Source organism: Kitasatospora sp. NPDC056181 (assembly GCF_042266225.1).
Taxonomy (GTDB): Bacteria; Actinomycetota; Actinomycetes; order Streptomycetales; family Streptomycetaceae; genus Kitasatospora.
Window position 1 is genome coordinate 14,953 of record NZ_JBHJUK010000121.1, and the last position, 13,180, is coordinate 28,132.

At 71.9% G+C, this 13,180-nt stretch carries 11 protein-coding genes; 4 read left to right on the forward strand and 7 right to left on the reverse strand.

Going from position 1 to position 13,180, the window contains the following annotated elements; all coding sequences use genetic code 11:
* Positions 1-24: 24 nt before the first annotated feature.
* From pgl to tkt, 5 genes are all read right to left on the reverse strand, one after another.
* Positions 25-813, reverse strand: coding sequence for a 6-phosphogluconolactonase (gene pgl, locus ACFC1F_RS33080; RefSeq protein ID WP_376163900.1), 789 nt, complete (start codon positions 811-813; stop codon positions 25-27).
* The gene (opcA, locus tag ACFC1F_RS33085; RefSeq protein WP_376163902.1) at positions 810-1,919 is read right to left on the reverse strand and encodes a glucose-6-phosphate dehydrogenase assembly protein OpcA; all 1,110 of its coding nucleotides are present in this window, start codon (positions 1,917-1,919) and stop codon (positions 810-812) included. The genes pgl and opcA overlap by 4 nt, the downstream gene beginning before the upstream one ends.
* Positions 1,916-3,472, reverse strand: coding sequence for a glucose-6-phosphate dehydrogenase (gene zwf, locus ACFC1F_RS33090; RefSeq protein ID WP_376163913.1), 1,557 nt, complete (start codon positions 3,470-3,472; stop codon positions 1,916-1,918). The genes opcA and zwf overlap by 4 nt, the downstream gene beginning before the upstream one ends.
* Before the next feature lie 61 nt (positions 3,473-3,533).
* On the reverse strand, positions 3,534-4,673 hold the full coding sequence (tal, locus tag ACFC1F_RS33095; protein WP_376163904.1) for a transaldolase: 1,140 nt from the start codon (positions 4,671-4,673) through the stop codon (positions 3,534-3,536).
* Between the two features lie 91 nt (positions 4,674-4,764).
* Positions 4,765-6,864 carry a transketolase gene (gene tkt / locus ACFC1F_RS33100; RefSeq protein WP_376163906.1) on the reverse strand — a complete coding sequence of 700 codons (2,100 nt, stop codon included), beginning with the start codon at positions 6,862-6,864 and terminating at the stop codon, positions 4,765-4,767.
* A 455-nt stretch (positions 6,865-7,319) separates the two neighbouring features.
* On the opposite strand from tkt, the gene ACFC1F_RS33105 reads away from it, so the two are divergent.
* Positions 7,320-8,261 carry a heme o synthase gene (locus tag ACFC1F_RS33105; RefSeq protein ID WP_148642537.1) on the forward strand — a complete coding sequence of 314 codons (942 nt, stop codon included), beginning with the start codon at positions 7,320-7,322 and terminating at the stop codon, positions 8,259-8,261.
* A 150-nt stretch (positions 8,262-8,411) separates the two neighbouring features.
* On the opposite strand, the gene ACFC1F_RS33110 is transcribed toward ACFC1F_RS33105, so the two are convergent.
* On the reverse strand, positions 8,412-9,053 hold the full coding sequence (locus ACFC1F_RS33110) for a DUF2461 domain-containing protein (RefSeq protein WP_209411698.1): 642 nt from the start codon (positions 9,051-9,053) through the stop codon (positions 8,412-8,414).
* 92 nt (positions 9,054-9,145) lie between these two features.
* Between ACFC1F_RS33110 and ACFC1F_RS33115 the strand changes: the two genes are divergently transcribed.
* On the forward strand, positions 9,146-9,484 hold the full coding sequence (locus ACFC1F_RS33115; RefSeq protein WP_376163908.1) for a hypothetical protein: 339 nt from the start codon (positions 9,146-9,148) through the stop codon (positions 9,482-9,484).
* A 59-nt stretch (positions 9,485-9,543) separates the two neighbouring features.
* Here ACFC1F_RS33115 and ACFC1F_RS33120 read toward each other — a convergent pair whose 3' ends face one another.
* Positions 9,544-10,524 carry a heme A synthase gene (locus ACFC1F_RS33120; RefSeq protein ID WP_376163915.1) on the reverse strand — a complete coding sequence of 327 codons (981 nt, stop codon included), beginning with the start codon at positions 10,522-10,524 and terminating at the stop codon, positions 9,544-9,546.
* Between the two features lie 220 nt (positions 10,525-10,744).
* Between ACFC1F_RS33120 and ACFC1F_RS33125 the strand changes: the two genes are divergently transcribed.
* Positions 10,745-12,091: a choice-of-anchor A family protein gene (locus ACFC1F_RS33125; RefSeq protein WP_376163910.1), complete on the forward strand. Its 1,347-nt coding sequence runs from the start codon at positions 10,745-10,747 to the stop codon at positions 12,089-12,091.
* A gap of 313 nt (positions 12,092-12,404) precedes the next feature.
* Positions 12,405-13,112 carry an LAETG motif-containing sortase-dependent surface protein gene (locus ACFC1F_RS33130; protein ID WP_376163912.1) on the forward strand — a complete coding sequence of 236 codons (708 nt, stop codon included), beginning with the start codon at positions 12,405-12,407 and terminating at the stop codon, positions 13,110-13,112.
* The last annotated feature ends 68 nt before the right edge of the window (positions 13,113-13,180 follow it).

The window sequence follows — 13,180 nt, forward strand, 5'->3', positions numbered from 1 at the left end:
GCGTGGCCGTGGCCGTGGCCGGGGCTACGCCGAGGCCGGCGGGTACAGCTGCGGCGGGATCTGCGCCGCCGCGGCCCGGTCCAGCAGCCAGAGGGTGCGGCTGCGGCCGTACGCGCCCGAGGCGGGCGCCTGGAGCTCCCCCGGGCCGGAGAGGGCCACCGCGACCGCGCCGGCCTTGTCCTCGCCCGCCGCCAGCAGCCAGACCTCACGGGCCGCCCGGATGGCCGGGAGGGTGAGCGAGACGCGGGTCGGCGGGGGCTTCGGAGCACCGCGCACGCCGACCACCGTCAGCTCGGTCTCCCGGACGCCCGGGTGCTCGGGGAAGAGCGAGGCGACGTGGGTGTCCGGTCCGACGCCGAGCAGCAGCACGTCGAAGGCGGGGACGTCGAGCCGGTCACCCGGCCCGGCCGCCTTCGCCAGCTCCTCGGCGTAGCGGGCCGCGGCGGCCTCCACGTCCGAGCCGTCCACGCCGTCCGAGGCGGGCATCTCGTGCACCCGCGCGGGGTCGATCGGGACGGCGTCGAGCAGCTCCGCCCGGGCCTGGACGGCGTTGCGCTCCGGGTCGGCGGAGGGCACGAAGCGCTCGTCGCCCCACCAGAGGTCCAGCCGGGCCCAGTCGACCGCGTCCCGGGCGGGGGAGACGGCGATGGCGGCCAGCAGGGCGTTGCCGTTGCGCCCGCCCGTGAGCACCACCGAGGCGGTGCCACGGGCGGCCTGGGCGTCCACGATCCGGGTGATCAGCCGGGCCGCGGCCGCCTGGGCCATCAGCTCCTTGTCCCGGTGGACGACCAGCTGCGGGGTGGCCGCGGTCACGATCCCGCCTTCTTGTCCGCACTCTTGGCCGGAGCCTTCTTCGCGGCGGTCTTCTTCGGCGCCGACTCCTGGTCGGCGGCCTCCTCCGGTGCGGCGGCGCCCGGCACCTTGGCGGTCACCCGCGAGGGGTTGGCCACCGCGGCCTCGGCGACCGCGTGCCCGGCCGGCTCGGCCGCAGCCATCTCGCGCAGCCGCTCGACGGGCGTGCGCACGGCCGTCGCGTAGATGTCGTCCGGGTCGAGCCGGCGCAGCTCCTCCGCGATCAGCTCGGACGTCTCGCGCCGCTTGAGCGCCACCTGGCGGTCCGGCGAGCCGGGCATCGACAGCGTGCCCATCAGGCCGTCCGGGCGGTCCAGGGTGATGTCCCCGTCCGGGGTGCGCAGGTGCACCGCGGTGATGCCCGGGCCGCCGGTGACGACCCGCTCGACCGGCACGTGCAGCCGGTTGTGCAGCCAGAGGCCGAGCAGCTCGACGCTGGGGTTGTACGACTCGCCCTCGACCACCGCGGAGGTGATCGTGGACGGCCGCTGGTCCAGCGCGGCGGCCAGCATCGAGCGCCAGCCGGTGATCCGCGTCCAGGCCAGGTCGGTGTCGCCCGGGGTGTAGCTCTGGGCCCGCTGGGCGAGCTGGCCGACCGGGGACTCCGCGGTGACGGCGTCGGTGATCCGGCGCTGGGCGATCGAGCCCAGCGGGTCCTGGGCCGGGTGCAGCGGAGCGTTCTCCGGCCACCAGACGACCACCGGGGCGTCCGGGAGGAGCAGCGGCAGGACGACCGACTGGGCGTGCGCGACGAGCTCGCCGTGCATGCGCAGGACGACCGTCTCGCCGGAGCCGGCGTCGCTGCCGACCAGGATCTCGGCGTCCAGGCGGGTCTCGGCGCGGGCCCGGGGCGAGCGCCCGGCGCGCTTGATGACCGCCAGGGTGCGCGAGGGGTGCTCCCGCGAGGCGTCGTTGGCGGCCTTGAGGGCGTCGTAGGCGCTGCCCTCGTCGGTCACGATCACCAGCGTGAGCACCATGCCGGCGGCGGTGGCGCCGTTGCCCCGGCGCGCCTCCATCAGCGCTGCGTTGATCTTGCTGGAGGTCGTGTTCGTGAGGTCGATCTTCATGGCCGGCGCCAGCTCCTGCCGTCTCGTGCGAGCATCTCGTCCGCCTCGGCCGGGCCCCAGGTGCCCGCCGGGTACTGGGCTGGCTTGCCGTGGGAGTCCCAGTACTTCTCGATCGGGTCGAGGATCTGCCAGGACAGCTCGACCTCCTGGTGGCGCGGGAACAGGTTGGCGTCGCCGAGCAGCACGTCGAGGATGAGCCGCTCGTACGCCTCCGGGCTGGACTCGGTGAAGGACTCGCCGTAGGCGAAGTCCATCGTGACGTCCCGGACCTCGAAGGAGGTGCCCGGCACCTTGGAGCCGAACCGCACCGTGACGCCCTCGTCCGGCTGCACCCGGATGACCAGGGCGTTCTGCCCCAGCTCCTCGGTCGCGTAGGAGTCGAACGGCAGGTACGGGGCGCGCTGGAAGACCACCGCGATCTCGGTGACCCGGCGGCCGAGCCGCTTGCCGGTGCGCAGGTAGAACGGCACGCCCGCCCAGCGGCGGTTGTTGATCTCCAGCTTGATGGCCGCGTAGGTGTCGGTCTTGGAGTCCGGGTTGATGCCGTCCTCGTCGAGGTAGCCGCCCACCTCCTCGCCGCCCTGCCAGCCGGCCGCGTACTGGCCGCGCACGGTGTGCTTGCCGAGGTCGGCCGGGAGCTTGACGGCGCTGAGCACCTTGAGCTTCTCGGCGACCAGCGCCTTGGGGTGGAAGGACGCCGGCTCCTCGATGGCGGTGAGCGCCATCAGCTGGAGCAGGTGGTTCTGGATGACGTCCCGGGCCGAGCCGATGCCGTCGTAGTAGCCGGCCCGGCCGCCGATGCCGATGTCCTCGGCCATGGTGATCTGCACGTGGTCGACGTACGACCGGTTCCAGATCGGCTCGAACATCTGGTTGGCGAAGCGGAGCGCCAGGATGTTCTGGACGGTCTCCTTGCCCAGGTAGTGGTCGATCCGGAAGACCTCGTCCCGGGGGAAGACCTCGTGGACGATCCGGTTCAGCTCCTGGGCGCTCTCCAGGTCGTGGCCGAAGGGCTTCTCGATGACCGCGCGCCGCCAGGATCCCTGGGGCGGGTCGGCCAGGCCGTGCTTCTTCAGCTGCTGGACGACGGTCGGGAAGAACTTCGGCGGGACCGACAGGTAGAAGGCGAAGTTGCCGCTGGTGCCCTGCGCCTTGTCGAGCTCCTCGATGGTGCCGCGGAGCTTGTCGAAGGCGTCGTCGTCGTCGAAGGTGCCGTGGACGAAGCGCATGCCCTTGGCGAGCTGCTGCCACACCTCCTCGCGGAAGGGCGTCCGCGCGTGCTCCTTGACCGCGTCGTGGACCTCCTGGGCGAAGTCCTCGTCCTTCCACTCGCGGCGGGCGAAGCCGACGAGCGAGAAGCCCGGCGGCAGCAGGCCGCGGTTGGCCAGGTCGTAGATGGCCGGCATCAGCTTCTTGCGGGACAGGTCGCCGGTGACCCCGAAGATGACCAGACCGGACGGCCCCGCGATGCGCGGGAGCCGCCGGTCGGCCGGGTCACGAAGCGGGTTGACGGGAGCCGGCGGGGGGTCGCCCGCGTCCGAGTCCGATGTCAACTCAGGGAAATCAGTGCTCACTTGATGGGCTCCGCTTTCGTGCGCTGGCTGTGAGCGGGAATCACTTCTCGTCGGCGAAGGAGGCGAGCGAGGCCGTGACGGTGTCGAGCAGCTCGTTCCAGGACTGCTCGAACTTCTCCACGCCCTCGTCCTCCAGCACCTGGACGACGTCGTCGTAGTCCACGCCGGCCGCGGCGATGGCGTCCATCACGGCCTTGGCGTCGGCGTAGTTCGGGACGATGGTGCCGCCGGTGATCACGCCGTGGTCGCCGGTGGCGTCCAGGGTGGCCTCGGGCATGGTGTTGACGGTGCCCGGGGCGACCAGCTCGGTGACGTACAGGGTGTCCGGCAGGGCCGGGTCCTTGACGCCGGTGGAGGCCCAGAGCGGACGCTGCGGCTTGGCGCCGGCGGCCTCCAGGGCCTTCCAGCGGTCGCTGCCGGCGGTCTTGCCGTCGACGGTGCCGAAGACCTCCTCGTACGCCTGGTACGCGAGGCGGGCGTTGGCCAGGGCGGCCTTGGAACGCAGGTCCCGGGCGTCGCCGCCGACCTTGTCCAGGCGCTTGTCGATCTCGGTGTCCACGCGGGAGACGAAGAACGAGGCGACCGACTCGATCTGGGAGAGGTCCAGGCCCTTGGCCTTGGCGGACTCCAGGCCGGTCAGGTAGGCGTCGATGACGGCGCGGTAGCGCTCCAGCGAGAAGATCAGCGTGACGTTGACGCTGATGCCCTTGCCGATGACCTCGCTGATCGCGGGCAGGCCGGCCTTGGTGGCGGGGATCTTGATGAAGACGTTCGGGCGGTCGACCAGCCACCAGAGCTGCTTGGCCTCGGCGATGGTCGCGGCGGTCTCGTGGGCCAGGCGCGGGTCGACCTCGATGGAGACCCGGCCGTCGCGGCCGTTGGAGGCGTCGTAGACCGGGCGCAGCACGTCGGCCGCGTCGCGGACGTCCGAGGTGGTGATCATGCGGACGGCCTCGTCCGTGGTGACCTTGCGGACGGCGAGGTCGCGCAGCTGGCCGTCGTAGGAGGAGTCGCCGCCGCCGATCGCCTTCTGGAAGATGGTCGGGTTGGTGGTGACACCCACCACGTGCTTGTTCTGCACCAGCTCGGCGAGGTTGCCGGTGTTCAGCCGCTTGCGGCTGAGGTCGTCCAGCCAGATCGCCACGCCTTCGTCGCTGAGGCGCTTCAGTGCGTCAGTCATGGTGCTTCAGTCCCTTTTTTCTTCTGCTTCGTGGGGTAGTCAGAGGGGCCGGGGCGCCGATGTGCGGTCGGCGGCCCCGGCCCGGGTGCCGCTAGCGGTTGACGGCTTCGAGCGAGCGCAGTGCGTTGTGGGCCTCGGCGACGACCCGCTCGGAGGTCAGGCCGAACTCCTCGAACAGCACCTTGTAGTCGGCGGAGGCGCCGAAGTGCTCCAGCGAGACGATCCGGCCGTGGTCGCCGACCAGCTCGCGCCAGCCCTGGGCGATGCCGGCCTCGACCGAGACGCGGGCCTTGACCGACGGCGGCAGCACGCTGTCGCGGTAGGCCTGGTCCTGCTCCTGGAACCACTCGAAGGACGGCAGCGAGACCACGCGGGTCGCGATGCCCTCGGCCTCCAGGACCTCGCGGGCCTTGACGGCCAGCTGGACCTCGGAGCCGGTGCCGAGCAGGATCACCTGCGGGTCGCCGTCGGAGGCCTCGGCCAGGATGTAGCCGCCCTTCGCGGTGCCCTCGGCGGAGCCGAACACCTCGCGGTCGAAGGTCGGGACGTTCTGGCGGGTGAGCGCCAGGCCGACCGGGCCGGGGTGGGTGGTCTGCCGCTCGACCACGGTGCGCCAGGCGACGGCCGTCTCGTTGGCGTCGGCCGGGCGGACCATGGCCAGGCCCGGGATGGCGCGCAGCGAGGCCATGTGCTCGACCGGCTGGTGGGTCGGGCCGTCCTCGCCGAGGCCGATCGAGTCGTGCGTCCAGACGTAGGTGACCGGCAGCTTCATCAGCGCGGCCAGGCGGACGGCGGGGCGCATGTAGTCCGCGAAGACCAGGAAGGTGCCGCCGAAGACGCGGGTCCTGCCGTGCAGCGCGATGCCGTTCATGGTCGAGCCCATGGCGTGCTCGCGGATGCCGAAGTGGATCGTCCGGCCGTAGGGGCTGGCGGTCTTCAGCGGGTTGCCCTCGGGGAGGAAGGAGCTCTCCTCGTCGATGGTGGTGAGGTTGGACTCCGCGAGGTCGGCCGAGCCGCCCCACAGCTCCGGGATCACCGCGCCGATCGCCTTGAGGGTCTCGCCGGAGGCCTTGCGGGTCGCGACGTCCTTGCCGGCCTCGAAGACCGGGACGGACTTCTTCCAGCCCTCGGGCAGCTCGCCGGCCTGGATGCGGTCGAACTCGGCGGCGCGGTGCGGGTGGGCGCCGCGCCAGGCCTCGAACGACTGCTGCCACGCGTCGCGGGCGGCCTTGCCGCGCTTGATCACCTGGCGGGCGTGCTCGATCACCTTGTCGCCGACCTCGAAGGTCTTCTCCGGGTCGAAGCCCAGGACCTTCTTGGTGGCGGCGATCTCGGCGGCGCCGAGCGCGGAGCCGTGTGCCTTGGCGGTGTTCTGGGCGTCCGGGGCCGGCCAGGCGATGATCGTGCGCATAGCGATCATCGACGGGCGGGAGGTCTCGGCCTTGGCGGCGGCCAGGGCCTCGGCCAGGGCGGCCACGTCGATGTCGCCGTTGGCCTTCGGGGTGACCCGCTGGACGTGCCAGCCGTACGCCTCGTAGCGCTTGAGGACGTCCTCGGAGAAGGCCGTCTCGGTGTCGCCCTCGATCGAGATGTGGTTGTCGTCGTACAGGGCGACGAGGTTGCCCAGCTTCTGGTGGCCGGCCAGCGAGGAGGCCTCGGCGGAGATGCCCTCCTCCAGGTCGCCGTCGGAGACGATGGCCCAGATGGTGTGGTCGAACGGCGACTCGCCGGCCGCGGCGTCCGGGTCGAAGAGGCCGCGCTCGAAGCGGGCCGCCATCGCCATGCCCACCGCGTTGGCGATGCCCTGGCCCAGCGGGCCGGTGGTGGTCTCGACGCCCGCGGTGTGGCCGTGCTCGGGGTGGCCGGGGGTGCGGCTGCCGGCGACCCGGAAGGCCTTGAGGTCGTCGAGCTCCAGGCCGTAGCCGGAGAGGTAGAGCTGGGTGTAGAGGGTCAGGCTGGTGTGCCCGGGGGAGAGCACGAAACGGTCGCGGCCGACCCAGGCCGGGTCGGTCGGGTCGTGGCGCAGGAAGCGCTGGAAGATCAGGTACGCCGCGGGGGCCAGCGACATGGCCGTCCCGGGGTGTCCGTTGCCGACCTTCTGGACCGCGTCCATGGCCAGGACGCGGGCCGTGTCGACAGTCCGCTCGTCCAGTTCGGACCACTCGAATACGTTCGTCGGCGTCGTGTTCACCCTGTCTCAGGGCTCCTTCCGTTGTGAAGAGTGACCCCGTGAGGGGGACCGGGTCGGCCACGTCGCTGGGGCCGGACGCTTGGGTGGTGCCGGTCACGGAGGGTAGATCCCGCTTCTCGGAGCGAGCCTACCGTCCGGGCCGAGGCTCACCCTCCGTGCTGGGAGAACGGGAAATTCCGTATGGCGATTCCCACGAGGGACCGGGCGGCTGTTTTGTCACAGGCTCTCCTGGTTTCGTCGTCTCTGCCCCTCGGGGGGCCGGGGCAGGGGGCCGGTACCGCACGGGACCAGCTTCGTCTGTTCACCCAGGGGTGTGCGTTCCGCCTCGCCGGGGGACCCCGGAGCCGGTGGGGAGATATGGAGCGTCTAAGGTGGCGTGGTACGCGCAGAGCGGACGAAACGGGGCCCTCGTTCCCGTGGCCGCCTGTGAGGATTCATCTTCAGTTGGGGTGTTAGTGACCGCCGTCGAATCCCGTCCCGCCGGGGTCACCGGGGCGACGCCTGCGCACCGGCCGTTCGGGGCCCGTGTCGGCGCTTTCGTCGCACTGACCAAGCCGCGGATCATCGAGCTCCTGCTGATCACCACCGTGCCGGTGATGTTCCTGGCGCAGCGCGGTGTTCCGGATCCGCTGCTGGTGCTGGAGGTCGTCATCGGCGGCTACCTCTCGGCCGGCGGTGCCAACGCCCTCAACATGTACATCGACCGTGACATCGACGCGGTGATGTCGCGCACCGAGCGGCGGCCGCTCGTCACCGGCATGGTGTCGCCGCGCGAGGCGCTGGTCTTCGGCATCGCCCTGGCGGTCGGCTCGACGATCTGGCTGGGCTACCTGGTCAACCCGCTGTCCTCGCTGCTGGCGCTGTCGGCACTGCTCTTCTACGTGTTCGTGTACACGCTGGGGCTGAAGCGGCGGACGGCGCAGAACATCGTCTGGGGCGGCATCGCCGGCTGCATGCCGGTGTTCGTGGGCTGGGCGGCGGTCACCAACACGGTGTCCTGGTCGGCGCTGGTGCTCTTCCTGGTCATCTTCTTCTGGACGCCGCCGCACTACTGGCCGCTGTCGATGAAGGTGCGCGAGGACTACGAGCGGGCCGGCGTCCCGATGCTGCCGGTGATCAAGGGCAACCTGGCGGTCGCCAAGCAGATCGTCGCCTACTCCTGGGTCATGGTGGCCGTCTCGCTGGCGCTGTGGCCGCTGGCCGACACCAGCTGGCTCTACCCCGTCTCGGCCGTCGTGCTGGGTGCCGCCTGGCTCAAGGAGGCGCACGGACTGTACGCCCGGGCCAAGGCCGGGGTGGTCGGCGCCAAGCTGAAGGAGATGCGGCTGTTCCACTGGTCGATCACCTACCTGACGCTGCTGTTCGTGGTGATCGCGGTGGACCCGTTCGTGAAGTAGGACTGCTGCTTCGGTGGAGCAGGACTTCTGAGGAAGGGCCCCGGTCTTCGGACCGGGGCCTTCTTGTTTGCGGCGTCTGTTTCCGGCGGCACGGGCCCGCCCGGTTTCAGCGGGGCGGGGTTCCGGCCTCCGGTGCGGAACGGGCTGGATTCAGCGGGGCGGCAGTTCGGACGGGCCGACGTGGCCGTCCAGCCAGTCCTTGAGGGGCTGGGAGGCCCGGAGGAAGCCGGTGATCCGCCGGTAGGCCGTCCGGGTGCCGAGCCAGGCCCCGGGCGGCCACTCCTGCCAGGCGACCAGGCCCTTGTGGCGGAGCAGCTCGATCCGGGGGTGGTCCTTGGGGTAGCCGCGCGGCGCGGACTTGAGGCTGTCCCGGCCGACCACCTGCGGGCCGGCCTTGCGGACCGCGGCGACCACCCGCTCCAGCTCGGCGCCGGTCACGTCCTCGGCGACGGCGGCCCGGTAGCGCTCCAGCTGGTCCGGGGCGAGCTGGTAGAGCCCGTTGCCGCAGGCCAGCCCGTCGGCGGAGAGCTGGACGTAGCCGCCGGCCTCCAGATGGGCGCCGATGTGCGTCTTGTAGGGGGACTTGTCGGCGCTGAACCGGACGTCGCGGTTGGGGCGGAAGATCTTGCCGGGGCCGAAGCCGGGTTCCAGCTCCTCCAGCAGCCGTTCCATCGGCTCCCGGACGGCGTGGTCGTACTGGTCCTTGTGGGACTGCCAGAAGGTCTTGGAGTTGTCGGCCTCCAGGTGCTCGTAGAAGTCGAGCGCCTCGGCGGGCCAGCCTTGGAAGGTCACGGGGCCAGTATGTGGTGCGCGCGGCCGACATGTGGCCCGGTGCACAGCCCGCTCCCGTCGCCAGCTCCGCTACCGATCGGTAGCATGCGGGCATGAGCAGCGCAGAGACCGCCACCACCGCCGCGCCGAACGCCCGCGCCGAGCGCCGCGCCAAGCGCATCGCCAAGCACCTCTCCAGCTTCGCCCGTCAGCACGGCGGCAGCGCCGACGGCGTCGTCGAGTACGTCGGCGCCGTGGCCACCCGCATCGTGGTGGTCGGCGCGGACGGCACCTGGGGCGACCAGGTCGCCCCCAGCTACGCCGTCGGCCGCCGGGCCGCCGAGCTGGCCGGGGTCACCCTCCACGACGACTTCGAGGGCGAGCTGGGCCTGAAGGTGAAGACCGGCCCGTACGAGTGGAAGCGGATGGCCGGCATCCAGATCGGCGGCTGACGCCGCCCGGACATGCGGAAGGGGCCCCGGGTGATCCCGGGGCCCCTTCGCGTACGGGCTCAGACCGCGGCGGCCTGCGGCTCGCGGGCCGGCAGCGGGGCGGGCGCGTCCCCGTCCGTGCGGACCCGCAGCGCGAGCGGGATGCGCAGCGCGGCGATCCAGGTGAGCGTGGCGCCCAGCATGTGCAGGCCGACCAGGATCTCCGGGACGTCCGTGAAGTACTGGACGAAGCCGAGCACGCCCTGGAGCAGCAGCACGACGAGCAGCTCACGGGCGCGGGCCCGGGCGGCCGGCGGGGTCTTCACCGCGGCGAAGACGAACAGCACCGCGATCGCCAGGCCGACCGAGACGAAGGCCAGGTCGGCGTGGAACTGCGCCAGGCGGTCGTAGTCGAGCGGGATGCGCGGCACGATCTTGTTGTCCCTGGGCGTCCCCGGGTGGTGCCCGGCGCCGGTCACCAGCGTCCCGGCCGCCACCAGCAGGCCGATCACGACGACGAGGACGTAGGAGAGCTGCACGATCGGGCGGGCCACGGCCGGCTGCGGGGGTCCGTCGCCCTCGCCGGACCGCTCCCACATCAGCAGCGCGACCCAGACCAGGCCCATCGCGGCGATCAGGTGCAGTGCGACGGTGTACGGGTTGAGGCCGGTCAGCACGGTGATGCCGCCGAGCACGGCGTTGCTCATCACCAGCCAGAACTGCGCCCAGCCCAGCTTGGTCAGCTGCCGCCGCCACGGGCGGTGGCAGCGGGCGGCCAGGATGGCCCAGCCGACCGCGGCGCTCAGCACGTAGGTGAGCATCCGGTTGGTGAACTCGACGACGCCGTGGAAGCCCATCTCGGGCGTCGGCGTCAGGCTCTCGTCGGTACAGCGGGGCCAGGTGGTGCAGCCGAGGCCGGAGGCGGTGAGCCGGACGGCGCCGCCGGTGACCACGATGACCACGCTCATCACCAGCGCGGCGAACGCGGCACGCCTGACCATGGCGGAGGACGGCTGCCAGCGCTCGGCGAGCAGGGAGAAGGGGGTACGCACGGGGTCAATCGTAGGCGGCCTTACAGCCGATCTTGGGGCGGGGCGGCCGCGCGCCGTACGGGCCCCGTGCGGTTTGCCGCTCCGGCAAGAGCGTTGGCGGAAACCGGACTGTTCGGGCATGTCGGTCATTGGTCTTGACCAATTGCCCGACTGGCCGAAAGAGTGCGGCTTGGTCCATACCTTTTCGGGCCCCACCCGCCCCCCCGCACGTCAAGCGGAGATCCTGCACATGCGCATACCCACACCCGCCGCGGCGCTCGCAGTCGGCGGATCCCTCGCCCTGGCCGCCCTCGTCGCCCCGGCCGCCCACGCCGGCGAGCCCGGCCGGCAGTGCCAGAGCCTCGGCGTCGCCAACCTCTACGGGGAGTTCATCGAGGGCGACGACACCCACACGCCGGACGCCGAGGGCGCGGTGGCGGTCGGCGGCAACGCCGACTTCACCGGCGGCTTCTCGGTCGGCCAGGAGCTCACCCCCGAGCAGGTCGCGGCGCTGCCCGGCGGCAACGCGCTGGTCGTGGCCGGCAGCGTGACCGGGCACAACACCCAGGTCATGAAGGGGAACGGGGTCTACGGTTCGAAGGCCGCGGGCGCGGTGGTCGAGGCGCACCAGGGCAAGGTCGGCCAGGGCGCGTCCCCGATCGACTTCAAGGCCGAGTTCGCCAAGCTGCGCTCCGCCTCCGCCTCGCTCGCCGCCGCACCGCAGACCGCCGGCGCCACGGTCGAGGCCAAGGGCAGGGAGCTCCGCCTGGGCGGCACCGACGCCGGGCTCAACAGCTTCACCGTCAGCGCCGCGACGCTCCAGGGCGCCACCGACGTCTTCCTGAAGGTGCCGGCCGGCTCGGTCACCGTGATCAACGTGACCGGCGACGCGTACGACATGGCCGCCGCCAAGACCACCGGCTTCCACCTGTGGGACGAGGCGAAGCAGTCGTACGTCCTGGACGACAAGCTGCAGAGCGCCGTGGGCGGGGCCGTCCGCGCCAGGCTGCTGTGGAACTTCCCGACCGCCACCAAGGTGGTCAAGAACAGCCAGGCCGCCTGGGCCGGCACCGTCCTGGCGCCGAACGCGGCCTTCGACCTCGGCAGCGGCGGACCGGTCAACGGTTCGGTCATCGCCAAGTCGCTGACCGGAAAGGGCGGTGCGGAGACGCACCACTACCCCTTCGCCGGCTGCCTGCCCGTCGTCGTGCCGCCGCCGACCACCGTTCCGACGGTGCCGCCGGTGGTCCCGAGCGGCTCGCCGTCGGCGTCCACCGCCCCGAGCACGCCGGGCACCACCCCGGGGGTGCCGTCCGCCTCGGCGACCCCGGGTGCCTCCGGCAGCCCGACCGCGCCGGCGAGCGGCAGGCCGAGCCCGGGCGCCTCCGCAAGCCCGTCGGCCTCCACCACGGCCTCCGCCCCGGCGGCCGTGCCGACCGCCTCCGCGAGCCGATCGGCCGAGGCCACCGGCGGCGGCAGCCTCGCGCACACCGGCTCCGGCGCGGTCGTCCCGCTGGCGATCGGCGGCGCGGTCGTGATCGCGGCCGGTGGCGCGATCGTGGTGGCCACCCGTCGCCGGGCGGCCAGGAAGGCCTGAAGCCTCATCGACCGACCGGTCCGGCCGATCGATACGGCGCCCGTGGTGACTGAACCCGATCACCGCGGGCGCCGTTCTACATGGCAGTGTGACGAAGTCCATTCAAGTTTGCCGAAACCACGTCATGCGAGGTGGCGGGCGTGATGGGCTGCTCAATGCACATCCGGGACCGGACGGACAGACGAAATCCGGTCGTCGGCGGGGTGTGGGGAGGGGCGTAAGTGCAGGTAGAGTCCCCCGGACAGTCGTAGCGGGCCACCGCCAAACCACTCAACACGCCTGCTGCACAAGACCGTTCGGAGGGGACAACGAAATGGCGCGACAGCAGCGGCAGATCGGCATCAGGGGCGCGGCATTGGCGGGGGCGGCGGCAGCCGCCGTCCTGCTGCCGATGGCCCTGGCCACCAGTGCCTCGGCGCACACGCCCGTATGGACCACGACCTGCGACAAGGTCGTGATCGACCTGACCAACTACAGCGACGCGGCGGGCGTGAAGAACGTCGTCAGCCTGACCATCGACGGCGTGAAGGTGGTCGACCAGAAGGAGTTCGGCAAGGAGTTCCACGGCACGTACCCGGTCAAGGACCACGACAAGCCGGTCACCGCCACCTTCGTGGTCACCACCACGGAGGACCCGAAGAACCACGACTGGAACAAGACCGAGACCAGGACGATCGAGGTCTGCAAGACGCCGACCCCGACTCCGACCCCCACGCCCACCAAGACGGCGACCCCGACCCCCACGCCGACGCCCACCGCCACCAAGACGGTGACGCCGACCCCGACCCCGAGCGCGACGGTGTCGCCCACCGCCACCGCGACGGCGACCCCCAGCGCGACCAAGACGCCCACGCAGGCGCCGACCACCGCGACCGCGACCCCGACCGCGGGCCCGGTGCTCGCCCAGACCGGTAGCAACGACTCGACCCCGGTCATCGCCGCGGCCGGCGGCGCCGTCGTCCTGCTCGGCGGCGGGCTCGTCTTCGTCGCCCGCAAGCGCCGCGGCAGCAGCGAGAGCTGACGCCTGCGACAGGTGACCACGGCGGCCCCCCGCTGACCACGGCGGCCCCCGCTCGACTCGTCGAGCGG

Bases quoted from the DNA above. Each gene is read 5' to 3' on its own strand.
- ACFC1F_RS33130 (WP_376163912.1), top strand. From the start codon at position 12,405: ATGGCGCGACAGCAGCGGCAGATCGGCATCAGGGGCGCGGCATTGGCG.
- opcA (WP_376163902.1), bottom strand. From the start codon at position 1,919: ATGAAGATCGACCTCACGAACACGACCTCCAGCAAGATCAACGCAGCG.
- tal (WP_376163904.1), bottom strand. From the start codon at position 4,673: ATGACTGACGCACTGAAGCGCCTCAGCGACGAAGGCGTGGCGATCTGG.
- ACFC1F_RS33125 (WP_376163910.1), top strand. From the start codon at position 10,745: ATGCGCATACCCACACCCGCCGCGGCGCTCGCAGTCGGCGGATCCCTC.
- ACFC1F_RS33115 (WP_376163908.1), top strand. From the start codon at position 9,146: ATGAGCAGCGCAGAGACCGCCACCACCGCCGCGCCGAACGCCCGCGCC.